Raw genomic sequence first — 21,762 nt, 5'->3', positions numbered from 1 at the left:
GTCAGAGGAACGGCGCGATCACTTCGGGGCGCACCCGCGCGGGGCGCCCCGAAGTGCGATCGAGCATGGCCCAGGTGGTCGCCGCGCTGACGATCACCCGGCCCGCAGAATCGCGAAAATCGACGCGGCGCAGCGACTTGGCTCCGCGGGCCCCGCCTTCGATCCAGGTCGTGCCTTCGACGCTTTGCCCCAGGTCGATATTGCCGCGGTAGTCGATCTCGTGGCGGACCACGAGCCAGACAAACTGCTCGCGGTCCTCGGGCCGCGCCGCGGCGTCCCAATGCGCGGTCGCCATGTCCTGTATCCACTGCACCCACACCGCATTGTTGACGTGCCCCATCTCGTCGATGTGGCGCGGCTCGGCGGTGAAATCTGAGCGAAAGATGTTTGACATCGCGTCAGTACCAGATGGCGGTGGGCAGAAAGGGGAGGCCGAAGATCGGTAGTAGGAGGATCGACCAGCGCTTCCAAAAGATGACCCCGGCAACGCACCATGCCACGAGGCCAATAACCGCAACCGGAGCGAGGATCGGCATATAACTCTTGTCCATTAGCAATAGCGTTCCGAGGAGCACGACGCCCGCCGCTGCGACGGAGACACCAAGAAGGATCTTCCCGACAATGCTCATTCTGCGCCCGCAACCCCCATCTGCCACAGGATGAAGGCGACCTCTTCGGCGGTTTCGTAGATCGACTGGAAACGGCCCGACTTGCCGCCATGGCCCGCGCCCATATTGGTCTTGAGCAGCAATTCGCTGTCACCGGTCTTCACCTCGCGCAGCTTGGCCACCCACTTGGCGGGCTCCCAATAGGTCACGCGCGGATCGTTCAGACCCGCGGTCACCAGCATCGGCGGGTAATCCTGCGCCGTCACCTGGTCGTAGGGGCTGTAGCTGAGAATATAGGCGAAGGCCTGCTTGCTCAGGATCGGGTTGCCCCATTCCGGCCATTCGCCCGGCGTCAGCGGCAGTTCTCCGTCGAGCATGGTCGACAGCACATCGACGAAGGGCACATGCGCCACCACCGCGCCCCACAGCTCGGGATCGGTGTTGACCACCGCGCCCATCAGCTCGCCGCCCGCCGAACCGCCCGAAATGCTGATCCGGCCTTTCTCGGTATAGCCCTTGGCGACCAGCCCCTTCGCCACGTCAACGAAGTCGTTGAAGGTGTTGGTGCGTTCGTTGAGCTTGCCCTGCAGGTACCACTTGCGGCCCAGGTCGTCGCCGCCGCGGATATGCGCGATGGCATAGGCATAGCCGCGATCGACCAGGCTCAGCCGTGAGGTCGAGAAGCCCGGTGGCACCGCATAGCCGTAAGCGCCGTAGGCATAGAGGTGCAGCGGCCCGGTCTTCGGCCGGTCCTTGCGCATGATAATGCTGACCGGAACCATCGTGCCGTCACGCGCGGCGATCTCGACACGCTCGGTGGTGTAGAGCGCGGGGTCGTAACCGCTGGGGATTTCCTGCTGCTTGAGCAGTTCGAGCTCGCCCGTGGCGACGTGATAGTCATAGACCGAATCGGGCGTGACCATGCTCTCATAGGCCAGCCGCAGGGTGTCCTGATCGTATTCGGGATTGTTGCTCAGCCCTGCGCTGAAGCTGGCCTCGGCAAAGGCGATCGGCTTGACCAGATTGGCATCCTTGTAGGAGCGCAGCTGGATCTGGTCGAGCCCGCGCAGTCGCCCTTCGGTGACATAGAAGTCCTTGAACAGTTCGAAACCGGTCAGGTAAAACTCGTCCGATCCGGAGATCAGCGTGGTCCAGTCGCCCGGTGTCTCGAGCTTGGCGGTCGCCAGCCGGAAATTGACGTGGTCGTCATTGGTATGGACCCACACCATCCCGTCGCGCACATCGACATCGTATTCGACGCCCTTCTGGCGCGGCTTGACCAGCACCTGCTCCGCCGTGGGATCGCTGGCCGGCACCAAGCGGACTTCGCTGGTCTCGTTGTCGCCGGTCGAAATGATCAGCCAGTCTTCCTGTGCCGACAGGCCGGTGCCGACGCGAAAACCCTCGTCGATGGTTTCGCGGTAGAGTTCGACGTCTTCGCTGACCGGCGTTCCGAGGACATGCATGGTCGCATCGTGGACGCGCCAATTGTCGTCCGCAGTGCCATAGACCAGCGCCGTGTCGTTCTTCACCCAAACGAGGTCCGACAGCGTGCCGGGGATCTCGTCGGGCAGCAGTTCGCCCGTTTCCAGGTCCTTGATCCGCGCGGTGAAGCGTTCGGAGCCGTTGGTATCGGCGGAATAGGCGAGATAGCGGCCGTTCTGCGACACCGAAAACGCGCCCAGGCGGAAATATTCGACCCCTTCGGCCAGCGCGTTCTCGTCGAGGATCAGGACGTCGTCGCCCCCGGCAACCGGCTTGCGGTAATATTTGCGGTATTCCGCGCCTTCCTCGAACTCCGACCAGTAGAGATAATCCCCGCGGCGCTGCGGCACGGTGGAATCGTCTTCCTTGATGCGCGCCTTCATCTCCGCGAACAATTCGTCGACCAGCGGCTGCTGCGGCTTCATCCGCGCTTCGAACCACGCGTTTTCGGCCTTCAGATGGTCGAGCACGTCCTCGTCGTCGATCGTCGGATAGGACTGGTCGCGCAGCCAGTGGTAGGGGTCGGAAATCGTGATCCCGTGGTGCGAATAGCTGTGGTCGCGTTTTTCGGCAGTCGGCGGCGAAGTCGGCTGTGGCACTGTGGTCCCTTCGGAGTTCTGGGCGTGGAGCGGCGCGCTGAGCGCCAGCGATGCGGCAGATAGGAACGCGGCGTATCGCATGAAAGGCATGGGTGGTCCTCCCCCGGGCGGCGCAAAACTGGAAAGGAGCGCCGCGGATGACTATGACGGGGGAGTGATTATGCGGCTGCGCCACGCGCCGCAAGCACCGAGTCGCTCCCCAGCGCGACCGGCGCGAAGGAAAGGATTTCTCGATGCTGATGCAGACCCATGAAGCCCGTCTCGACGGATTGCGCAAGGAACTGGCCCGCCGCGGCCTCGACGGCTTCGTCATTCCCATCTCGGACGAGCATATGAGCGAATATGTCGGCTCCTATGCCCAGCGGCTCAACTGGCTGACCGGTTTCGGCGGCAGCGCCGGAAGTGCCGCCGTGCTGCAGGACCGCGCAGCGATGTTCACCGACGGGCGCTATACCGTCCAGGTGCGCGAGCAGGTCAGCGGGGCGCTGTACGATTACGAGGATGTGCCCGCCACATCGCCCGCCAAATGGATCGCCGAGCACGCGCCCGAGGGGGCAAAGATCGGCTATGACGCATGGCTGCACGGGATCGGCTGGGCCGAGGAGGCCGAAGCCGCGTTCGCACGCAAGGGCATCGAACTGGTCCCGGTGGACGGCAATCCGATCGATGCGATCTGGGACGACCGTCCGCAGGCCTCGCTGGCCGCAGCGGTCCCGCATGGCGACGAGCATGCCGGACGGTCGAGCGCCGACAAGCGTTCCGAAGTGGCCGACTGGCTCAAGCAGGAAGGGTATGACGCGACCGTCGTCAGCGCGCTCGATTCGGTCGCGTGGCTGCTGAACATGCGCGGCAGCGATGTCGACAACACTCCGGTCGCGCTGTCCTATGTCCTGGCGCATGCCGATGGCACCGCCGAACTGTTCATCGCGCCCGACAAGGTCACGCCCGAACTCACCCAGCATCTCGGCAATGCGGTGACGGTGCGCGACCGCGCGGAATTCGTACCCGCGCTCGAGGCGCTGGACGGCAAGCGGGTCGCGGTCGATCCGAACCATGCGGTGGCAGGCATCTTCCACGCGCTGGAACAGGGCGGCGCCAGCGTGGTGCGCACCGACGATCCGACCGTGCTGCCCAAGGCGATCAAGAACCCGGCCGAACAGCAGGGCCACCGCGATGCCCAGTCGCGCGATGGTGCCGCCGTGGCGCGGTTCCTGCGCTGGCTCGGCATCGAAGCGCCCAAGGGCGGCGTCGACGAGCTCGCCGCGGCGGCCAAGCTGCGCGAATTCCGCGAAGCGGGCGGCCTGCTCAAGGATGCGAGCTTCGACACGATCAGTGCCGCAGCGGGCCATGCCGCGCTGCCGCATTACAAGGTCGATGAAGACAGCAATATCCCGATCCCGCCCTCGTCGATCTACCTCGTCGATTCGGGCGGCCAGTATCTCGACGGCACCACCGACATCACCCGTACCGTGTGGATCGGCCCGGGCGAGCCCAGCGCCGAGATGGTCGAGCGCAACACGCGCGTGCTCAAAGGCCATATCCAGCTCGACATGCAGAAATTCCCCGATCGCACCACGGGCGGCGCGCTCGACGCGCTGGCCCGGATGCATCTGTGGAACGGCGGGGTCGATTACGGCCACGGCACCGGTCACGGCGTCGGCAGCTTCCTCTCGGTCCACGAGGGCCCGCAGCGGATCAGCAAGCCGGGCGGCGCCTTCCCCGGCACCGAAACCCCGCTGCGCGAGGGGATGATCCTGTCGAACGAGCCCGGTTACTACAAGCCCGGCGAATACGGCATCCGAATCGAGAACCTCGTGCTGGTGGTCGATGCGGGCCTTGCGGACAGCGAGGGCAAGTATCTCGGCTTCGAAACGCTGACGATGGTTCCGCTCGACCGGACGCTGGTCGACCCCGCGCTGCTCAGCGAGGCCGAAATCGGCTGGTGGAACGACTATCACACCGCGGTCTACGCTACGCTTGCCCCGCAGCTCGAGGGCGATGATCTCGCCTGGCTCGAGGAGCAATGCGCGCCCTTGTAGGCCAGATCATGTTCCCCTAATGTTCCGCCGGTCGCGAGTCGTTTTCGACAAGGAGAATGCAGATGATCGGATATGTGACACTGGGGACCAACGATCTCGAGCAGGCGGCTCGGTTCTACGATCCCATCGCGGCCGAACTGGGCGTGGGGCGGATGATGGATTTCGACAGCTTCATTGCCTGGGGCAATATGGACGGCGCGGCGGGTATCGCTGCGACCAAGCCATTCGATGGCGAAGCGGCGACCGTCGGCAATGGCACCATGGTGGCCCTGCAGGCGCAGGACCGCGATCAGGTGCAGCGGCTGTACGACATCGCGTTGGCCAACGGCGGCACCAGCGAAGGTGAACCGGGCCCGCGGGGCGAACCCGACGCCAACGGCATGGTCTTCTATGCGGCCTATTTCCGCGATCCCGATGGCAACAAGCTCAACGCTTTCCTGATGGACAAGGTGGCCTGACATGGCCCGGCCGCACCGTGTCGCCGACAGTTTCATCCATCTGGGTCTGGGCGCGACGGCGGTGCCGCAGCCGCCCTTCAACGGGCTCGAATGGTATGAAGCCTATGGCGAGCGGCATGCGGCCGACGGGCGCGAGGGGCGGCTGGTCAGCCAGCACCATTTTACCGAAAGCTGGCCAAGCTGGGAAATGCACCCGCTGGGCGAGGAAGTGGTGATCTGCACCGCGGGCACGATGGTGGTGACGCAGGAATTCCCGGACGGGCGGCGCGAAACCACCTCACTCGCGGCGGGGGAATATGCCATCAACCCCGCGGGCGTGTGGCATATTGCCGATATCGATAGCGAAGCCACCGCCATATTCATCACCGCGGGCGAGGGCACCCGGCACCGGCCCCGCTGACTTGCAGCGCGATGAACAGGTACGCCGCGCCGATGCAATCCGTTACAATTCAGGCCATGTTCGGGATATTGCTGCGACATTGCGGGCCTAGAACGGGAATACGAGCTGCGGCGGGCGAATACGTCCCTCCCCTCAGACCCCTGGTCCGTCGCAGCTCTCCACTTTTGGAGATAACCCATGAACAAGACCTTCCTCACTCTCTCCGCTGCCGTGCTGGCGCTGACCGGCACTGCTGCAATCGCGCAGCACCGTGGCGGGGAAAATCCCGACACCGATGGCGATGGCCGCATCACGCTGGCCGAAATGCAGGCCACCAGCGCTCAGCGCTTCGCCCGTATGGATGCCAATGGCGATGGTGTGCTCAATGCCGACGACCGTGCGGCAGTGGGCGCCGAAATGTTCGCCCAGGCGGACACCGATGGTAATGGCGAACTGACCGCAGCCGAAATGAAGGCTGCGCATGAAGCCCGCAAGGCGAATCGGCCCGAACGCGGCGATCGCGCGGACCGTCGCGGCCGGCGCGGCGGTGATCGCAGCGCCCGCATGGCCGAGCATTTCGCCAAGGCCGATACCGACCAGTCGGGCGGCCTCTCGCAAGCCGAACTGGCCGCAATGCACGAAGCCCGCGGCGAACGCGGCAAACGTGGTGGCCGTGACGGAAAGCGCGGCGGCATGCACATGACCGCCGATACCAATGGCGACCAGGCGATCAGCCGCGCCGAATTCGATGCTTCGGTTCAGGCCCGCTTCGCCAAGCTCGATACCAATGGCGACGGCGCGATCTCAGCCGAGGAACGCGAGGCACAGAAGGGCGAACGCCGTGCCAAGCGGGGCGAGCGCCGCGGCCAGTAACGGTTGATCGCAGGGACCACCGGGCGGTAGGCGCGGGATTGGATTACCTATGACCGAACCCGCGCCCACTTCCATCCTGCTCGTCGATGACGAAAGCAGCCTGCGCGAACCCCTGGCGGAGTATCTTACCCGCCAGGGGTTCGTCGTGCGCGAGGCGGACAGCGCCGCGCAGGCGCGCACGCTGCTGGCGCAGGACCTGCCCGACCTCGCGCTGCTCGACATCATGATGCCCGGAGAAGACGGGCTGTCGCTGTGCCGCCACCTGGTCGAAAGCCGCGGCCTGCCGACGATCCTGCTGACCGCCAAGGGCGAAGCCATGGACCGGATCATCGGCCTGGAAATTGGTGCCGACGATTATGTCACCAAGCCTTTCGAACCACGCGAACTGGTGGCGCGCATCCGCTCGGTGCTGCGCCGTGCCGAACGGCCGGCCGCCGTGGCCGACGAGGAATTGCTCTATCGGTTCGAAGACTGGCAGCTCGATCCCCTCAAACGCCGCCTGACCGACCCCGACAATGCGCTGGTGCCGCTCTCGACCGCCGAGTTCCGCATGCTGCGCGCCTTTTGCGATCATCCGCGGCAGGTCCTCGACCGCGACCGGTTGCTCGATATGGTGCAGGGGCGCGAGGCGCAGCTATTCGACCGCGCGGTCGACAACCAGATCAGCCGGCTAAGGCGCAAGATCGAAACCGACAGCCGCAATCCGCATTTCATCCAGACCGTACGCGGCGGCGGCTATCGCTTCGGTGCCGAGGTCACGCGCGTGGCGCGCGACGACAGCGCATGACGCGTTTCCTGCCCCGTAGCCTGCTCGGCCAGGTCATGCTGGCGCTGGCCGCTGCGCTGCTGATCGCGCAGGCAATCTCGGCGACCATGCTCTACCGCGCGGCTTCCGAGCGGCGCGAGCTTGCCGTGACCAGCGCTGCGAGCTTCCAGCTCCTCGTCGGCCAGCGCCGCGACCTGCGCGACGAACGGCGCCGGCGCGCGCGTCCGCCATCGGGCCGGCCCGGCCCCGTCGAGGACGAACCGTTCATCCGCTTGCCGCGCAGCATTCGTTTCTCGCAAAGCGAGACCAGCCCGCTGCTCTCCGGCGAAGAACGCAATTCGGCGCGCGAGGCCGCGATCACGCGCCAGCTTGAACGCCAGGGCCTCGAAGTGGCCGAAATCGTCGTCACCGACCGCTCGCTGAAGTCGGATCCGCTCGTCGGCCAGCTGGAGCAGACCCACCCCGTATGGGACCAGCGCCTGCGCACCGCGCCGCATGAATTGCTGGTCGTCGGCCTGCGGCAGGCGGGCACCGATGGCTGGCAGGTCGCCCGCCTCGCAGTGCCACCCCCCGATCGCGGGATCGTCCGCACCCTCGTTCTCCAGACGCTGATCCTGTTCCTGGTGCTCGTCGGCCTGCTCTATTTCGTGCTGCGCCGGATCACCCGCCCGCTCGCCGCGCTGGCCGACCGCACCCGGCGGTTCGGCAGCGCGGGCGCGCCCGAGGAACCGCTGGTGCCCAGCGGCCCGCAGGATGTCCGCCGACTGATCGAAGCGCATAATGCGATGCAGGGACGGATCGGTTCGATGCTCGACGAAAAGGACGTCATGCTCGGCGCCATCGGGCATGATCTGAAAACCCCGCTCGCCGCGCTTCGGGTGCGCATCGAAAGCGTCGAGGATGAAGGCGCGCGGCACAAGATGGCGGCGACGATCGAGGATATCACCCGCACGCTCGACGAAATCCTTTCGCTCGCGCGGATCGGACGCAGCGATGCGCCGCCCGAAATGACCGAGCTCGGCGCGCTGGCCGCGTCGGTGATCGAGGAATTCGAGGATTTGGGCCAGCCGGTCACGCTTGCCGGCGGCGCGCGCATCGCCGCCCCGGTGCATCTCACATGGCTCAAGCGGGGCCTGCGCAATCTCGTCACCAATGCGCTGCGCTATGCCGGCACCGCACATGTCAGCGTGCTGCGCGAGAACGGCATGGCCGTGCTACGAGTCGAGGACGAAGGCCCCGGCATTCCCGAGGACCGCATTCACGAAATGCTCGAGCCCTTCACCCGAGGCGAGGCGAGCCGCAATCGTGAAACCGGCGGTTCCGGGCTGGGTCTGACGCTGGCGCGCGCGGTGGCCGAACAGCATGGCGGGACGTTGACGCTCGCCAACCGTCCCGAAGGCGGTTTGCGCGCCGAAATCCGCATTCCGACCTAGCGCATCAACCCGCCGACCAGATTGCGGACGAAGCGGCCCGCGATACTGCCGCCAAACTCGGTCGCGATCGACCCGGCGGCCGAAGTCGCAGCCGACCGTGCCGGATTGGCGCGGCTTTTCTTGCCCAGCACCTTGGCCGCGATGAGCGAGGCGGCGCTGCTCGCGGCAGCCCCCGCGGCGGCCTTGCCCGCCTTTTCCCATAGCGAAGTGGTCTTGCGGCTGCGCTTGCGTACTTCGGTTTCGCCCTTCTCCTCGACCTCCTTGGCGGTCGCGGCCGCGTCGACTGCCTTGGCGGCGAGCACTTCCTCGGCGCTCTCGCGATCGACCGCGACATCGTATTTCCCGTCGAGCGCGCTGACCGAATTGACGATCTTGCGCTCCTTCTCGGTCACCGGGCCAAGACGCGATTGCGGCGGTTTGATGAGCGTCCGCTGGACCACCGTCGGCGCCCCGTCCTCGTCGAGCGAGGAAACCAGCGCCTCGCCCACCTTCAGTTCGGTGATCGCCTGCGCGACATCGAGTTCGGGATTGATGCGGAAGGTTTCCGCTGCCGCCTTGATCGCGCGCTGGTCGCGCGGGGTGAAGGCGCGCAGCGCATGCTGGACGCGGTTGCCCAGCTGGCCGGCGATCTTTTCGGGAATGTCGATCGGGTTCTGCGTGACGAAATAGACGCCCACGCCCTTCGAACGGATCAGGCGCACAACCTGTTCGACCTTGTCTTCGAGCGCTTCGGGCGCGTCATCGAACAGCAGGTGCGCTTCGTCGAAGAAGAACACCAGCCTGGGTTTTTCGGGATCGCCCACTTCGGGCAGGCTTTCGAACAATTCGGCCAGCAACCACAGCAGGAAGGTGGCGTACAGCTTGGGCCCGCGCATCAGCTTGTCCGCGGCGAGCACGTTGATCACGCCCCGGCCCTGGTCGTCGAGCGCGAGGAAATCGTCGATCTCCAGCGCGGGTTCGCCGAAAAACATGTCCGCGCCCTGGCTCTCGAAGCTGAGCAGCTGCCGCTGGATCGCGCCGACGCTGGCCTTCGACACATTGCCGTAAGTGCCCGAAAGCTCCTTCGCGTTCTCGTAGGCATAGGCGAGCATGGACTGCAGGTCGCCAAGGTCGAGCAGCAGCAGTCCATCATCGTCGGCATGGCGGAAGATGATGTTGAGCACACCTTCCTGCGTCTCGTTGAGATCGAGCAACCGCGCCAGCAGCAACGGCCCCATTTCCGAAATGGTGGTGCGGATCGGGAAACCCTGCTCGCCATACAGATCCCAGAAAACGGCGGCATTGTCGGCATAAGCATAGTCTTCCAAGCCCAGTTCCGCCGCCCGTGCTTCGAGCTTGGCGGCATGCTTGAACTGCGGCGAACCGGCCATCGAGATACCCGCCAGATCGCCCTTCACATCGGCAACGAAGACCGGGACGCCATTGGCGGAGAAACTTTCCGCCAGCCCCTGCAGCGTCACCGTCTTGCCAGTGCCCGTCGCCCCGGCGATCAGACCGTGGCGATTGGCCTGGTCGAGCCGCAAGTACTGGTTCTCGCCATTTCCGCCCAGTCCAAGGAAAATCTCGCTCATTGCGCTGCCCGCTCCCGATGGTTTGCCCGCCCTTGCGGTGTGGCGCAGCCTTGTGGGTGCGGTCAAGCTATCCCTCGACAGGCGCAGCACTTGCGGTAAAGGCTGGCACCGATGGCGGAAAAGCGTCCCTTTGTCCTGCTCGACGATGCGCGCGAATGCGGCGCGGCGGATGCTCTGCTGTTCGAGAACCCGCGCGAAATCTTCATCGCCCAGCGCCCCGAACAGGTGGCTGAGGTGCTCGCGGCGGCGGAAGCCGCGCGGCAGGCAGGCGGCGAACTCGCGGGCTTTATCGCCTATGAGGCAGGACTGGCGCTGGAAGACCGGCTTCGCCCGCTGGCCGATGCGCGCAGCGGCGGCGCCGGGCCGCTGGTCTGGCTCGGCCTGTTCGATGCACCGACGCGGATCGCCGCCGCCGACATGCCCGACTGGCTGGCAGCGCATGCGCAAGGCGGCGGCAGTGTCGGTCCGCTCGAGCCGCAGCTGTCACCGGGCGGCTATGCGCAGGCTTTCGGGGCGCTGCAGGACGCGATCCGCGCGGGCGATATCTACCAGGCCAATTTGACCTTCCCGCTAGCGGGCAATTTCACCGGCGATCCGCTGGGGCTTTACGCCGCGCTACGTCCGGCGGCGCAGGCGGGCTATGGCGGCGTGATTTTCCACGGCTCGCACTGGCTGCTCAGCCTCAGTCCCGAATTGTTCGTCTCGCTCAAGGATGGCGAGGCCAAGGCCAAGCCGATGAAGGGCACCCGCCCGCGGGGCAGCGATGCGGAGACGGATGCAGCGCTGGCCGCGGAGCTCGCCGGTTCGGTCAAGGACCGCGCCGAGAATCTGATGATCGTCGATTTGATGCGCAACGATCTCGCTCGCGTCGCCGAAGCCGGCAGCGTGCGGGTGGACGAACCCTTCGCGATCGAGAGCTATCCCACCGTCCACCAGATGGTCAGCGTGGTCCGCGCCCGGCTTGGGCAGGGCGAAGGCGCGGTCGATCTCGTCCGGGCGCTGTTCCCCTGCGGGTCGATCACGGGTGCGCCCAAGATCCGCGCCATGGAATTGATCGACGCGGTCGAGCGCGATCCGCGCGGCGCCTATTGCGGGGCTATCGGTCGGATCGGCGCAGGCGGCGATGCAGCCTTCAACGTGGCGATCCGCACCTTGCGGCTGACCGAGATCGAGAACGGCCGCGGCAAGACGGTGCTGGGCGTGGGCGGCGCGATCGTCGCCGATAGCGAACCGCGCACCGAATGGCGCGAAGCGCTGCTCAAGGGGGCCTTTGCGCGCAGTTCCTCGCCCGCTTGCCGCGCCGCGCAATTCGACCTCATTGAAACCATGCGTTTCACCCCCGACAAGGGCATCGCCCAGCTCGAAATGCATCTCCAGCGGATGAAGGACAGCGCCGCCGAACTCGGCTTTTCCTTCGACCGCCACGAAGCGCGCAACCAGCTGCATGCGCTGTGTTTTGTGCTCGAGCGGCCCAGCCGGGTGCGCTTGCTCGCGTCCCGCTCGGGCGCGATCGCGCTCGAGGCGCGCGACCTGCCGCAGGCCTGGCCCGATCCGGCGCGCTGCATCGTCCTGCCGCTGCCGGTCGACCCGGGCGACTGGCGGCTGCGGCACAAGACCACCGACCGCAGCTTTTACGAGGATGCCCAGCGCGTCGCGCACAGTCACGGCGCGCAAGAGGCGCTGTTCGTGCGCGAAGACGGGCTGCTGACCGAGGGCTGCGTGACCAATATCTTCGTCGAGGATGGCGACGGCGGCCTGCTCACCCCGCCCGCGCGCCTCGGCCTGCTGCCCGGTGTCTATCGCCGGACCCTGATCGAGCAAGGCCGCGTACGCGAAGCGGACCTGCGGATCGAGGATTTGGACAAGGGCTTCTTCCTCGGCAATGCGCTGCGGCTTCTGATGAAAGCGACACTCAAGACATGATGCAGATCCCGATCCTTTTCGAAGACGGCGAGGCGCTGGTGATCGACAAGCCTTCCGGGTTGCCGATCGAACGCCCGCGGCGCGGCGGCGCGTGTCTCGAAGACCATTTCGAGCACCTCAAGCTGGGGTTCCAGCGCGCGCCGGTGCCGGTGCACCGGATCGATACCGATACCAGCGGCTGCCTGCTGCTGGCGCGCAATCCCAAGGCGCTGACGCGGTTTTCGCGCGCCTTCGAGGAGCGGCGGGTCGAAAAGCGCTATCTTGGCGTGCTGGCCGGTGTGCCGGACGCAAGCGAAGGGACGATCGAACTGTCGCTGTCCAAGATCAGCAGCGCTGAAAAGGGCTGGCGCATGATCGCGGCGAAAAAGGGCAAGCCCTCGATCACGCATTGGCGCGTGCTCGCCGAGATCGATGGCCGCGCATTGCTCGAATTCCGTCCCGAAACCGGGCGCACCCACCAGATCCGCGTGCATTGCGAGGCGGGGCTCGGCCTGCCGCTGCTGGGCGATCCGGTCTATGGCGACGGCAAGGGCGCCCCGCGCACCATGCTGCATGCCGCAGCGATCACCGTCCCGCGCGAGGGCAAGCCGCCGATCGCCGCCACTGCCCCCGTCCCGCGCGATTTCACCGCGCTCGGCTTCGGCGATGGGTAGGATAGCCGACAAGGCTCTCGAAATTGCCGAGGAGAAGTTCATCGCCTCCTCGGGCCCCGGCGGGCAGAACGTCAACAAGGTCGCCACCTCGGTCCAGTTGCGGGTCGATGTGTTCCAGCTGGGCATGGATCCCGAATCGTTCGAGCGCCTCAAGGACATCGCCGGGAGCAAGTTCACCAAGGGCGGCGAAATCGTGCTCACCGCCAATGAATATCGCACGCAGGAACAGAACCGCGAGGCGGCGCGCGAACGGCTGGTCGCGCTGCTTGCCGAAGCGCTCACGCCGCCGCGCAAACGCAAGCAGAGCCGCGTCAATCGCGTGGGCAAGGTCAAGCGTCTCAAGGCCAAGAAGGCGCGCGGCGAAGTGAAGTCCAAGCGTGGCCGGGTCGACTGGTAGGATGCTTGACTTTTGCCGGTGAATCGCCCAATGGGCGCGCCGGAACGGCGGTGCTCTGCGCGCCGCCCTTGTTTTTTCGGGGCCCATCGGCCCCTTTCAGATCTTTAGGAACACGCCATGGCGAAGCCCGCAACCGTCAAGATCAAGCTCGTCTCGACCGCCGACACGGGTTTCTATTACGTGACCAAGAAGAACCCCCGGAATCACACCGAGAAGTTCACCTTCCGCAAGTACGATCCCGTCGCGCGCAAGCACGTCGAGTTCAAGGAAGCCAAGATCAAGTAATGCGCAACCAGCTGAACCGCGGGAACGAGCGGGGTTCAGCGATGGTTCAATGCTCCGACCCTAACCGCAGGAGCATGAGCACCTTGTCTTTGCAAAAGCATAAATCGATTCGCGCCGCGCTAGCCCTTTCGCTGGCCGCGGCGCTTCCTGCATCCGCCCTCCTGGCGCCGGCCCCGGTGGCCGCCGCCCAGGGCGATCTCGACAAGGCCGTTGCCGCCTTGCGCGGCATCTCCACGATGAAGGCCGATTTCGTCCAGACCGACCGCAGCGGCCAGACCGTCCGCGGGGTGATGACGCTCAAGCGGCCGGGCAAGATCCGCTTCGAATACGAGAAGGGCGTGCCCATGCTCGTCGTCTCGAACGGCAAGTCGATGTATATGGTCGACTACGAGGTCAACCAGGTCCAGCGCTGGCCGATCGAGAACTCGCCGCTTGGCGCGCTGCTCGACCCGAGCCGCGACGTGAAGCGCTTCGGCAAGCTGGTGCCGACCAGCCACCCCGATGTCGTCAGCGTCGAAGTACGCGATACCAAGCGGCCCGAGTTTGGCGTGATCACGCTGATCTTCGCCCGCGATGCCGCATCGCCCGGCGGGCTGCGGCTGACCCACTGGGTCGCGCTCGATTCGCAGAACCATCGCACCACCGTCCGACTCGCGAACCAGCGTTACGGCGTGGCGGTGGCGGACAGCGCGTTCACTTTCCGCGACCCGCGCCGTTCGTCCCGTCGTCCGGGATAAACGGGCACGCGGCGAATTGTGCGATCTATGCGTTATCCCGCTCCATGGCGTTCATTGAACAGCAATCGAGCGAGGCCTAATTTCTAATCCACGAGACGACACGAGGCGGGTTTCCCCCCTGTTGACCCCCTCGATCTGGTTCGTCTCGTTCCAAGCGTGACGAACGCTCACAGGAAACCCTCGCGCCAATGCCCCCGGCGCGAGGGTTTTTTGCTGTTCGCATGGGGGGACGCGATGGCGCGGCTATTCAGCGTCCCAGCCGTATGCCTTGCGGATCACGTCGTAGATCAGGTTCTGCTCCATCACGCCGCGCACGCTGCCCGCGCCCGGGCCATTGGCGTAGAGCGCGACATCCTCGCCCGCATGCGTTTCCGAGCCCAGGGGGACCAGCGCCTGCTGATGCGCCATCACCCCGGTTTCGGGGGTCGGTCGGCCGGCGCCCGCATCGTGCTTCACAGCCCCCGGACCATTGGCATAGCCAAGCGTGGTGTAGGGCTGGCCATCGGCGGCCAGCATCGGATCGGCGTCGTCCCCGCCCCCGCCGGCGGGCGGGACGACGAGGCCGAGGATATCGTTGCCGCGCCGCGGATAGCCCGCGATGGTGAACACATGGCTGTGATCGGCCGTGACCATGATCAGCGTTTCGGCCGGGTCGGTGTTGTCGATCGCCCACTGGATTGCGCGCGCGAACTCGACTGCTTCCTCCAGCGCGTAGCCCGCCTGCCCCGCGTGGTGGCCGTGATCGATCCGCCCGCTTTCGACCATCAGGTAGAAGCCGTCCGGGTCGCCTGCCAGCCGGGTAACGGCCGCGGCGGTCATGTCGGTCAGCGTGGGTTCGCTGCTCTCGGCGTCGCGATCGACCATGTAGGTCATGTGGCTGGGCGAAAAGAGCCCGAGCAGCGGCGCATCGGCGGGAGCTGCGGCCAGATCGGCGGCGGTGGTGACGAAATGGCCCCCGGTGGCGGCCTGCCAGTCGCCGGGCAGGTCGGCGCCGTCATCGAGCCGCAACCCGCCGTTCTGCTTGCCGAAGAATGCCACGCTGCCGCCGCCCAGCGCGACATCGAACGGCGCGGCGACCAATTGCTGCGCGATGTCGCTGCAGCCGCGTCCGCGCTGATCTTCGGGAATCGCGGTATCGCCTTCCCAGTCGCGCGACACGCTGCGCGCATAGACCGAGGCGGGGGTCGCATGCGTGAGCCGCGCGGTGCTGACGATGCCCAGCGCCAGTCCGCGCTGCTTCACCTCTTCGCCCAGCAGGCCCAGTTCGTGCCCGCTGCCCGAAGCGCAGTCGCCCGTGGTCACGCCGGGCCCGTAGCCGAGCACGCCGATCCGGGTTTTCACACCCGTATGCATGGCGCTGGCCGTGCCCGCGCTGTCGGCGACCTGCGCGTCGGTGTTGTAGGTCTTGACCAGCGCGACATTGTCGAAGGTCTCGAACGGCAGGACGTATTCCTCGCCGCTTTGCCCCTGCTTCTGGCCGGCATAGATGCGCGCGGCGGTGACGGTGGAAATGCCCATGCCGTCGCCGATGAGCAGGATGACGTTCTTCGCCTTGCCCGCGGCCTGCGTTTCATGCGCAGGGGCGGCGGCGCGCGCCTTGTCGGGATAGTTGTAATTGTTGGTGGTGGTGCAGCCACCCAGCAACAGCGCGGCGGATGCCGCCAGCGCGGCGAGGGAAGGGGTCCGGATCATGTAGCTCTCCTGGCAATCGCCCCCGCGCTATCGGCTCGATGCGAAAAGGGAAAGGTGGAGTTTTCCCGGCGCGCGTCCTAAGTCGCTGGCCATGGTTTCTATCGCTACCTGGAACATCAATTCCGTCCGCCTGCGCATGCCCATCGTCGAGCGCTTCATCGAAGAGCAGGCGCCCGATGTGCTGTGCCTGCAGGAGATCAAGTGCCAGGAGCACCAGTTCCCCTACGAGGCGTTCCGCGCGCTGGGATACGAGCATTTCGCCGTGCATGGGCAGAAGGGCTACCACGGCGTCGCGACGGTGGCGAAAACGCCGCTCAGGGAATTCAGCCGCCACGACTGGCAGGACAATGGCGAGGCGCGCCACGTCGGGGTCGAGCTGACCGAGCATGACGGGATGATCGTCGAGAATGTCTATGTTCCGGCGGGCGGCGACGAGCCGAATCGCGAGATCAACGCCAAGTTCGGCCAGAAACTCGATTTCCTCGAGCGGATGACCCGCTGGGCCGATGCGGTCGACCGCCCGACGCTGATCGTCGGCGATTTCAACATCGCCCCGCTCGAAAGCGACGTGTGGAACCACAAGCAATTGCTCAAGGTCGTCAGCCACACGCCGATCGAGGTCGAGAGCCTGCAGCGCTTCATGGACGCCCACGGCTGGAGCGATATCGGGCGCGAACACGTCAAGGCGCCCGAACGCTACTACAGCTGGTGGAGCTACCGGTCGAAGGACTGGAAGGTGAACGACCGCGGCCGCCGACTCGACCATATGTGGGCCAGCCCCGAACTCGCGCGGCAGGCCACCGGCCATTCGATCCACGAATATGCGCGCGACTGGGAAAAGCCGTCGGACCATGTGCCGCTGGTGACGGAGTTCACGCTCTGAGCACGGCCTCCCCTTCACGGCGCGCGGCGCAGGCGGTGGACGCGCTGCGTCACGGCTGGCCGCTCGCCATCGAAGGGGCCCCGCTGCTGCAACCGGTCGAAACCGCCTTCGGCGAGCTAGCGGGATCGGCCATGCTGATCTCCGCCACGCGCGCGGCGACGCTCAAGCTGGCCAACCAGATCGAAGCCGCCGCCCCGCGCCAGCCGGTGCTGATGCGCGGTGCCGACCGGTTCGACCTGCCGTCCGCGCTGGCGGTCGCCGATCCTGCGCTCGACATGGCCAACCCGCTCAAGGGGCCGTTTAAGGCCATGCCCCTCGAATGGGAGGAGCAGGCGCGCGCCGCGCTCGACCTCGCCCGCCTCGCCGGCGTGCTGCCCGCCTTTCTGGTCGATCCCGAGAATGCCGGCGAAGCGGTGGCGCTGAAAGCTGCCGACGTCGGCGCCTTTACCGATGCCGCGCGGCTGCAGATCGCCTCGCGCGCGCGGCTGCCCGTGGCCGCCGCCGACGATGCGCGGATCGTCGCCTTCCGCAGCCCCGACGACACGCGCGAGCATGTCGCGCTGATCATCGGCGAGCAATCGGCCGACCGCATTCCGCTGGTCCGGCTGCACTCCGAATGCCTCACGGGCGATATCCTCGGCAGCCTCAAATGCGACTGCGGCCCGCAGCTCGCCGCCGCGCTGCAGGCGATGGCGCAGGAAGCGGACAGGGACGGCTGGGGCATACTCCTGTACATGCGGCAGGAAGGCCGCGGGATCGGCATCATCAACAAGCTGCGCGCCTACCGCCTGCAGGATCAGGGCTTCGACACGGTCGATGCCAATACGCGGCTCGGCCTGCCCGATGAAGCGCGCGATTTTCCCACTGCCGCGCGGATGCTGGAGCTGCTCAATGTCGGGGAGATCCGGCTGATGACGAACAATCCCGCCAAGGTCGCGGCGCTCGCCGCGGTGGGCGTACCGATTGCCGAACGCGTGCCGCATGCGCTGCCCGACAACCCGCACAACGCGCATTACCTCGCGACCAAGCGCGACCGGTCGGGACATTTGCTGTGACCGCAATCGCGATCCGGCCCGAGCGCGATGGCGATGCGCCGACGATCGTCGCGCTGACCGAGGCGGCGTTTCGGGACATGCCCTATGCCGATGGCGACGAGCAGGAGCTGGTCGACCGGCTGCGCGCCGATGGCGATCTGGCGCTGTCGCTGGTGGCCGAGGATGCGACGCGGATCGTCGCCCATGCCGCGTTTTCGCCGGTCACCATCTCGGATGGCAGCGAGGGGTGGTTCGGGCTCGGTCCGGTCAGCGTCTCGCCCGAACTACAGCGGCAGGGCATCGGTTCGGCGTTGATCAAGCGCGGCATTGCCGATCTGCGCGAAAGCGGCGGGCGCGGGATCGTGCTGGTCGGCGACCCGGCCTATTACGCGCGCTTCGGTTTCGAATGCGATCCCGCGCTGCGCTACGACGGGGCGGAGCCCCGCTATTTCCAGCGATTGGTGCTTGAAGGCGACGCGCCGCGCGGCGCGGTGACCTTCGCTCCGGCGTTCAGCGCCGCTCGAAGCGCCTGACGTTGCTGCCGAGCCTGTTGTTCTCGATCACCAGCGCGTCATTGGTCCAGTCGGCAATGAAGGCCGGGCTGCGCGACAGCCCCGGGACCATCCGCGCATCGTTGTCCGCAATGACCAGCCCGTCGGACGCGTAGCGCGCGCCTTCGGCGCCGATGGCAATCATCGTCGACCAGTTTTCCTTGTCGCGCCCCTGGACGAACCAGTTTCCGCGGATCGCACCGGTCCCGCCATTGGGCAGGTCGATCAGGTAATTGGTGCCGTGCCCGTTGGCATCGTCGAAACTGTTGCCCTCGATCACGTTGCGTGCCGCGCGCGACTTGAGGTAATGGCCGCCGGTGCCCTGTTCGAACCGGCTGCGCGTCACCGTGACGCGGCCGTAATCGCCGGCATAGATCGAATGGGCGCAGCCGCCCGAATTTTCGCAAGTGCCCAGCCGGGTGAAGGTCGATTTGTCGACCACCAGCTCGCTGTCGACACCATTGGTTGTCAGAATGCCCTGCTGGCTGTCACGGAACCAGCTTTGCGAAACGCGCAGCGGCCCCTGTTCCAGCCGGATGCCCGCGCCATTGCCATCGGCAACCGCGATATCGGCAAAGACCAGGCCTTCGACGCTGGCCCCGCGTCCGCGCAGCACCAGCGATGCCTTGCCTTCGCATGCCTTGCCGCCCAGCAGCGCTTCGCCCGGCTGTTCGGCACGGAAATGAACCACGCCCTCGCTCTGTACCGCGCACTCGTTCCAATTGCCGGGAGCGATCACCACCGTGCCCTCGCGATTGCCGATCGCATCGACCGCGGCTTGTAGCGAGCCATAGCCGCGGCCAGTCTCGGTGACGGTGAAGCTGGCCGATCCTCCGGTCTGCGCCAGCACCGCTGCCAGCGGGATCGCGCTGACCGCCATCGCGGCGATCGCAGCAAGGAGCCAGCGCGGAAGGCGCGAAGCAGGAGAGACGAATGGCGAAACCATGGCTTTCTTCTACGCCGTGATGGTTAACAGTGGAATAACTCCGCCCATCGCGCTGTTCGCGTCAATCGCGTTCGCCGATGCGCAAGCGCCACCCGCCTCGCGTCTTGCGCTGTGCGACGACCAGGACGAGCGCTGTCGCGAACATCCAGACGGCTGCGGCAATGCCGGTGCCGAGAATGGGATCCCATTCGAGGAGAGGGGTGGGGGCGAGCATCACCACGATGTACCCGGCCAGCAACGCCCAGCCCTGCCAGGCGATCGGCAGCCCTGCGCCATAGCCGAAGCGTTTGGGTGCGAACCATGCCCCGTCATCACGCTCGCTCATTCGCTTGCTCCCCTATCGCGCGTCACGAAATCCGCCACGCCCGCGACCAAGGCGCGCGATACAGGGAGCGAGGGGTCGCCATAGCTTGCGCGGTTCGCTGCGGGCGCGCCGTCCGGAATGTCCTTGAGCACATGGTTCATCGCCGGAATTTCGAAATACTTGGCCTGTGAGGCCGCCGCACGAAACATTTGGGCATCGGTTGCAGTGACTTGCAGATCGGTCCCGCCATGGACGATCAGCATGGGCAGGTCGGTCTGCTTTGCCAGCGCTGCGGGATCCTGCGCCATCAGATCGATGAGAAAGCCCTGCACTGCGGGCGCAAAGAGGCTCTGAAGTGCAGGATGCAGCGGCGTGACATCGACGCGTTCGCCCGTCTCCAGCGTCGCGATCGCCGCCTCGGCATCCTCCAGCAAGGGCGCATTGGCGGGATTGGCGCGCAATTGCTCGCGCAGCACCATGCCCAGCGGGCGGCCCGGTACAGCGACGAGGATGATCCCGCACAGATCCGATATCTCCTGCGCCGCAGCGAGCGCGACGATCCCGCCCTCGCTATGCCCCAGCAGCCAGAGGCACTCGGCCCCGGTCGCAGTGCGCGCCGCGCCAACCCAGCTTGCAGTGTCGGTGACATAATCGGCGATCGTGACCGCATTGGCGTCCGCCACCGCCGCCTTGCTGGCGAACATGCCGCGCTTGTCGATCCGCAATGTGCCAATGCCGCGCTCGGCCAGCGCCTCGGCGAGCAGGCGATAGGGTGCCGCAGTCACTCCCAGCGGATTGTTTCCATCGCGGTCGGTCGGGCCCGACCCCGGGATGATCAGGACCAGCGGCTGCCCTTCGGCGGGCGCAACCAGCGTTCCGGCGAGATCGCCTTGCGGCCCGGGGGCAACCAGCGTTTCCTGGGCCACTGCGGGCGCGGCACCCAGCGCGGCCAGCAGGCCCCCGGCGCTCAGCCAGTGAAGCACTTTCATCTTATTCCTCCTTCCTTGGTCGGCCGCGCTTGGGCGGCTTCGAAACCGGCACCTCGATCCCGCGCTTTGCCAGCGATTCGCGCAGCAACATCTCGATCTGCGCATTGGCACTGCGCAATTCGCTCGCGGCAAGCCGTTCGATCGCGGCGTGGACCGCCGGGTCGAGGCGCAGGGCGAAAGCCTTCTTCGTCATCGGATCGGGGCTCTACGCATGCCTACTGGTAGAGCGAGCCCGCATTGATCACGGGGTGCACGTCCTTCTCGCCGCACAGCACCACCATCAGATTGCTGACCATCGTCGCGCGCCGTTCGTCATCCAGCTCGACGATATTGTCCTGCGCCAGCTTGGTCAGCGCATCCTCGACCATGCCGACCGCGCCGAGCACGATCTTGGCCCGTGCGGCAATGATGGCATCGGCCTGCTGGCGCTTGAGCATGGCGCTGGCAATCTCGCTGGCGTAGGCGAGGTGGGTCAGGCCTGCTTCGTCGACGATGATCCCCGCGACCTTCAGCCGGTCGTTGAGTTCCTCGAGCAATTCGCGGTTTATGACATCCGCACCACCGCGCAGCGTGACTTCCTCGCCTTCGAAATCGTCATAGGGATGGCGCGAACCCACCGTGCGCAGCCCCGCCTCGATCTGGATGTTCACGAATTCCTTGTAATCGTCGACATCGAAACTGGCTTGCGCGCTATCGGCGACGCGCCACACGACATTGCAGGCGATCTCGATCGGATTGCCGCGCAAATCGTTGATCTTCACACGCTCCGAATGGATGTTGTGCGCGCGCACCGACAGCTTGTTCTTGGTCATCCACGGCCAGATCCAGCGCAGCCCCTCGCGCCGTTCGGTCCCGCGATATTCGCCGAACAGCGTGATCACCGCGGCCTGGTTGGGCTGGATCATGAAAAATCCGGCGGCGAGAAACGCCAGCACGAGGATGGGCAGGACGAGCAGGCCGACGAAGGTGAGCTTGGCCGCCTTGTCCGCGCCGTCCATCGGCACATTTCCGGCAACGTTCCAGATCACCAGCACCAGCAAGGCCAGGATCAGCCCCAGCATCGGATAGCCGCTGAAGCTGGACCCTGCATGCTCGCTGCTCGTCTTCATTCCCCTGAGTTCGACGGTCATGACGAATCGCTCCTCCAATAATTATGA

General features: G+C 66.1%; 24 protein-coding genes. 14 read left to right on the top strand and 10 right to left on the bottom strand.

From position 1 onward, the window contains the following. Position 1: 1 nt before the first annotated feature. From J2S32_RS11545 to J2S32_RS11535, 3 genes are read right to left on the bottom strand one after another with little or no spacing between them, the layout of a single operon-like run. Positions 2-394: an acyl-CoA thioesterase gene (locus J2S32_RS11545; protein ID WP_253521489.1), complete on the bottom strand. Its 393-nt coding sequence runs from the start codon at positions 392-394 to the stop codon at positions 2-4. 4 nt (positions 395-398) lie between these two features. Then, complete coding sequence (locus J2S32_RS11540) at positions 399-629, bottom strand: hypothetical protein (RefSeq protein ID WP_253521486.1); 231 nt, start codon at positions 627-629, stop codon at positions 399-401. Further along, entirely contained in the window at positions 626-2,773 is a 2,148-nt protein-coding gene (locus J2S32_RS11535; protein WP_253523090.1) for a S9 family peptidase, read from the bottom strand. Before J2S32_RS11535 ends, J2S32_RS11540 begins: the two co-directional genes overlap by 4 nt. Positions 2,774-2,925: 152 nt before the next feature. Between J2S32_RS11535 and J2S32_RS11530 the strand changes: the two genes are divergently transcribed. The 6 genes from J2S32_RS11530 (at position 2,926) to J2S32_RS11505 (ending at position 8,640) form a co-directional block, all read left to right on the top strand. Then, entirely contained in the window at positions 2,926-4,731 is a 1,806-nt protein-coding gene (locus J2S32_RS11530; RefSeq protein WP_253521484.1) for an aminopeptidase P family protein, read from the top strand. 62 nt (positions 4,732-4,793) lie between these two features. Further along, complete coding sequence (locus J2S32_RS11525; RefSeq protein WP_253521482.1) at positions 4,794-5,189, top strand: VOC family protein; 396 nt, start codon at positions 4,794-4,796, stop codon at positions 5,187-5,189. 1 nt (position 5,190) lies between these two features. After that, entirely contained in the window at positions 5,191-5,589 is a 399-nt protein-coding gene (locus tag J2S32_RS11520) for a cupin (RefSeq protein ID WP_253521479.1), read from the top strand. A gap of 177 nt (positions 5,590-5,766) precedes the next feature. After that, a complete protein-coding gene (locus tag J2S32_RS11515; RefSeq protein ID WP_253521476.1) occupies positions 5,767-6,441 on the top strand; it encodes an EF-hand domain-containing protein in 675 nt (224 codons plus the stop codon). 49 nt (positions 6,442-6,490) lie between these two features. Then, a complete protein-coding gene (locus tag J2S32_RS11510; protein ID WP_253521472.1) occupies positions 6,491-7,228 on the top strand; it encodes a response regulator in 738 nt (245 codons plus the stop codon). After that, a complete protein-coding gene (locus J2S32_RS11505) occupies positions 7,225-8,640 on the top strand; it encodes a sensor histidine kinase (RefSeq protein ID WP_253521469.1) in 1,416 nt (471 codons plus the stop codon). Before J2S32_RS11510 ends, J2S32_RS11505 begins: the two co-directional genes overlap by 4 nt. Here the strand turns inward: J2S32_RS11505 and J2S32_RS11500 are convergent. Further along, positions 8,637-10,211, bottom strand: coding sequence for a helicase HerA-like domain-containing protein (locus tag J2S32_RS11500; RefSeq protein WP_253521466.1), 1,575 nt, complete (start codon positions 10,209-10,211; stop codon positions 8,637-8,639). The genes J2S32_RS11505 and J2S32_RS11500 overlap by 4 nt on opposite strands. Positions 10,212-10,322: 111 nt before the next feature. On the opposite strand from J2S32_RS11500, the gene pabB reads away from it, so the two are divergent. The 5 genes from pabB to J2S32_RS11475 all read left to right on the top strand — a co-directional run bounded on the left by pabB (position 10,323) and on the right by J2S32_RS11475 (position 14,206). Next, entirely contained in the window at positions 10,323-12,134 is a 1,812-nt protein-coding gene (pabB, locus tag J2S32_RS11495; RefSeq protein WP_253521462.1) for an aminodeoxychorismate synthase component I, read from the top strand. Continuing rightward, positions 12,134-12,787 (top strand): RluA family pseudouridine synthase, encoded by a 654-nt coding sequence (locus tag J2S32_RS11490; RefSeq protein ID WP_253523088.1) that lies wholly within the window; start codon positions 12,134-12,136, stop codon positions 12,785-12,787. Before pabB ends, J2S32_RS11490 begins: the two co-directional genes overlap by 1 nt. Further along, on the top strand, positions 12,780-13,184 hold the full coding sequence (arfB, locus tag J2S32_RS11485) for an alternative ribosome rescue aminoacyl-tRNA hydrolase ArfB (RefSeq protein WP_253521459.1): 405 nt from the start codon (positions 12,780-12,782) through the stop codon (positions 13,182-13,184). The genes J2S32_RS11490 and arfB overlap by 8 nt, the downstream gene beginning before the upstream one ends. A 117-nt stretch (positions 13,185-13,301) precedes the next feature. Then, positions 13,302-13,469, top strand: a complete 168-nt coding sequence (rpmG, locus tag J2S32_RS11480; protein ID WP_050601641.1) for a 50S ribosomal protein L33 — start codon at positions 13,302-13,304, stop codon at positions 13,467-13,469. A gap of 74 nt (positions 13,470-13,543) precedes the next feature. Continuing rightward, entirely contained in the window at positions 13,544-14,206 is a 663-nt protein-coding gene (locus J2S32_RS11475; protein ID WP_253521456.1) for a LolA family protein, read from the top strand. Positions 14,207-14,449: 243 nt separating this feature from the next. Here the strand turns inward: J2S32_RS11475 and J2S32_RS11470 are convergent, their stop codons facing one another. After that, the gene (locus J2S32_RS11470; RefSeq protein WP_253521452.1) at positions 14,450-15,898 is read right to left on the bottom strand and encodes an alkaline phosphatase; all 1,449 of its coding nucleotides are present in this window, start codon (positions 15,896-15,898) and stop codon (positions 14,450-14,452) included. Positions 15,899-15,989: 91 nt separating this feature from the next. Here J2S32_RS11470 and xth point away from each other — a divergent pair, with 91 nt between their 5' ends. Genes xth through J2S32_RS11455 form a run of 3 tightly spaced genes read left to right on the top strand, consistent with a single transcriptional unit; the run spans position 15,990 to position 18,348 of the window. Further along, on the top strand, positions 15,990-16,781 hold the full coding sequence (gene xth / locus J2S32_RS11465) for an exodeoxyribonuclease III (RefSeq protein WP_253521450.1): 792 nt from the start codon (positions 15,990-15,992) through the stop codon (positions 16,779-16,781). A 35-nt stretch (positions 16,782-16,816) separates the two neighbouring features. Next, positions 16,817-17,836: a GTP cyclohydrolase II gene (gene ribA / locus J2S32_RS11460; protein WP_253521448.1), complete on the top strand. Its 1,020-nt coding sequence runs from the start codon at positions 16,817-16,819 to the stop codon at positions 17,834-17,836. Then, entirely contained in the window at positions 17,833-18,348 is a 516-nt protein-coding gene (locus J2S32_RS11455; protein ID WP_253521446.1) for a GNAT family N-acetyltransferase, read from the top strand. Before ribA ends, J2S32_RS11455 begins: the two co-directional genes overlap by 4 nt. On the opposite strand, the gene J2S32_RS11450 is transcribed toward J2S32_RS11455, so the two are convergent. The 5 genes from J2S32_RS11450 to J2S32_RS11430 form a co-directional block, all read right to left on the bottom strand. Then, on the bottom strand, positions 18,326-19,312 hold the full coding sequence (locus tag J2S32_RS11450; protein WP_253521444.1) for a right-handed parallel beta-helix repeat-containing protein: 987 nt from the start codon (positions 19,310-19,312) through the stop codon (positions 18,326-18,328). The genes J2S32_RS11455 and J2S32_RS11450 overlap by 23 nt on opposite strands. Positions 19,313-19,373: 61 nt before the next feature. Further along, positions 19,374-19,637, bottom strand: a complete 264-nt coding sequence (locus tag J2S32_RS11445; protein ID WP_253521442.1) for a hypothetical protein — start codon at positions 19,635-19,637, stop codon at positions 19,374-19,376. Further along, positions 19,634-20,605 carry an alpha/beta hydrolase gene (locus J2S32_RS11440; RefSeq protein WP_253521440.1) on the bottom strand — a complete coding sequence of 324 codons (972 nt, stop codon included), beginning with the start codon at positions 20,603-20,605 and terminating at the stop codon, positions 19,634-19,636. The genes J2S32_RS11445 and J2S32_RS11440 overlap by 4 nt, the downstream gene beginning before the upstream one ends. Before the next feature lies 1 nt (position 20,606). Next, positions 20,607-20,798 carry a toxin-antitoxin system HicB family antitoxin gene (locus J2S32_RS11435; protein WP_253521436.1) on the bottom strand — a complete coding sequence of 64 codons (192 nt, stop codon included), beginning with the start codon at positions 20,796-20,798 and terminating at the stop codon, positions 20,607-20,609. Positions 20,799-20,820: 22 nt separating this feature from the next. After that, positions 20,821-21,735: an SPFH domain-containing protein gene (locus tag J2S32_RS11430; protein ID WP_253521433.1), complete on the bottom strand. Its 915-nt coding sequence runs from the start codon at positions 21,733-21,735 to the stop codon at positions 20,821-20,823. Between the last annotated feature and the right edge of the window lie 27 nt (positions 21,736-21,762).

The organism is Qipengyuania citrea (genome assembly GCF_024171405.1).
GTDB lineage: Bacteria > Pseudomonadota > Alphaproteobacteria > Sphingomonadales > Sphingomonadaceae > Qipengyuania > Qipengyuania profunda.
The sequence above is the reverse complement of the archived record's forward strand: the minus strand, read 5'-3'. Positions and strand labels throughout refer to the sequence as shown.

What these genes read in the sequence shown, in the direction of transcription:
- J2S32_RS11545 (WP_253521489.1), bottom strand. Translation starts at nt 394, where the DNA reads ATGTCAAACATCTTTCGCTCAGATTTCACCGCCGAGCCGCGCCACATC.
- J2S32_RS11535 (WP_253523090.1), bottom strand. Translation starts at nt 2,773, where the DNA reads ATGCGATACGCCGCGTTCCTATCTGCCGCATCGCTGGCGCTCAGCGCG.
- J2S32_RS11530 (WP_253521484.1), top strand. Translation starts at nt 2,926, where the DNA reads ATGCTGATGCAGACCCATGAAGCCCGTCTCGACGGATTGCGCAAGGAA.
- J2S32_RS11510 (WP_253521472.1), top strand. Translation starts at nt 6,491, where the DNA reads ATGACCGAACCCGCGCCCACTTCCATCCTGCTCGTCGATGACGAAAGC.
- J2S32_RS11475 (WP_253521456.1), top strand. Translation starts at nt 13,544, where the DNA reads ATGAGCACCTTGTCTTTGCAAAAGCATAAATCGATTCGCGCCGCGCTA.
- J2S32_RS11450 (WP_253521444.1), bottom strand. Translation starts at nt 19,312, where the DNA reads ATGGTTTCGCCATTCGTCTCTCCTGCTTCGCGCCTTCCGCGCTGGCTC.
- J2S32_RS11540 (WP_253521486.1), bottom strand. Translation starts at nt 629, where the DNA reads ATGAGCATTGTCGGGAAGATCCTTCTTGGTGTCTCCGTCGCAGCGGCG.
- J2S32_RS11505 (WP_253521469.1), top strand. Translation starts at nt 7,225, where the DNA reads ATGACGCGTTTCCTGCCCCGTAGCCTGCTCGGCCAGGTCATGCTGGCG.
- J2S32_RS11430 (WP_253521433.1), bottom strand. Translation starts at nt 21,735, where the DNA reads ATGACCGTCGAACTCAGGGGAATGAAGACGAGCAGCGAGCATGCAGGG.
- J2S32_RS11515 (WP_253521476.1), top strand. Translation starts at nt 5,767, where the DNA reads ATGAACAAGACCTTCCTCACTCTCTCCGCTGCCGTGCTGGCGCTGACC.
- J2S32_RS11435 (WP_253521436.1), bottom strand. Translation starts at nt 20,798, where the DNA reads ATGACGAAGAAGGCTTTCGCCCTGCGCCTCGACCCGGCGGTCCACGCC.
- pabB (WP_253521462.1), top strand. Translation starts at nt 10,323, where the DNA reads ATGGCGGAAAAGCGTCCCTTTGTCCTGCTCGACGATGCGCGCGAATGC.
- J2S32_RS11470 (WP_253521452.1), bottom strand. Translation starts at nt 15,898, where the DNA reads ATGATCCGGACCCCTTCCCTCGCCGCGCTGGCGGCATCCGCCGCGCTG.
- J2S32_RS11520 (WP_253521479.1), top strand. Translation starts at nt 5,191, where the DNA reads ATGGCCCGGCCGCACCGTGTCGCCGACAGTTTCATCCATCTGGGTCTG.
- J2S32_RS11525 (WP_253521482.1), top strand. Translation starts at nt 4,794, where the DNA reads ATGATCGGATATGTGACACTGGGGACCAACGATCTCGAGCAGGCGGCT.
- xth (WP_253521450.1), top strand. Translation starts at nt 15,990, where the DNA reads ATGGTTTCTATCGCTACCTGGAACATCAATTCCGTCCGCCTGCGCATG.
- J2S32_RS11445 (WP_253521442.1), bottom strand. Translation starts at nt 19,637, where the DNA reads ATGAGCGAGCGTGATGACGGGGCATGGTTCGCACCCAAACGCTTCGGC.
- J2S32_RS11500 (WP_253521466.1), bottom strand. Translation starts at nt 10,211, where the DNA reads ATGAGCGAGATTTTCCTTGGACTGGGCGGAAATGGCGAGAACCAGTAC.
- arfB (WP_253521459.1), top strand. Translation starts at nt 12,780, where the DNA reads ATGGGTAGGATAGCCGACAAGGCTCTCGAAATTGCCGAGGAGAAGTTC.
- J2S32_RS11490 (WP_253523088.1), top strand. Translation starts at nt 12,134, where the DNA reads ATGCAGATCCCGATCCTTTTCGAAGACGGCGAGGCGCTGGTGATCGAC.
- rpmG (WP_050601641.1), top strand. Translation starts at nt 13,302, where the DNA reads ATGGCGAAGCCCGCAACCGTCAAGATCAAGCTCGTCTCGACCGCCGAC.
- J2S32_RS11440 (WP_253521440.1), bottom strand. Translation starts at nt 20,605, where the DNA reads ATGAAAGTGCTTCACTGGCTGAGCGCCGGGGGCCTGCTGGCCGCGCTG.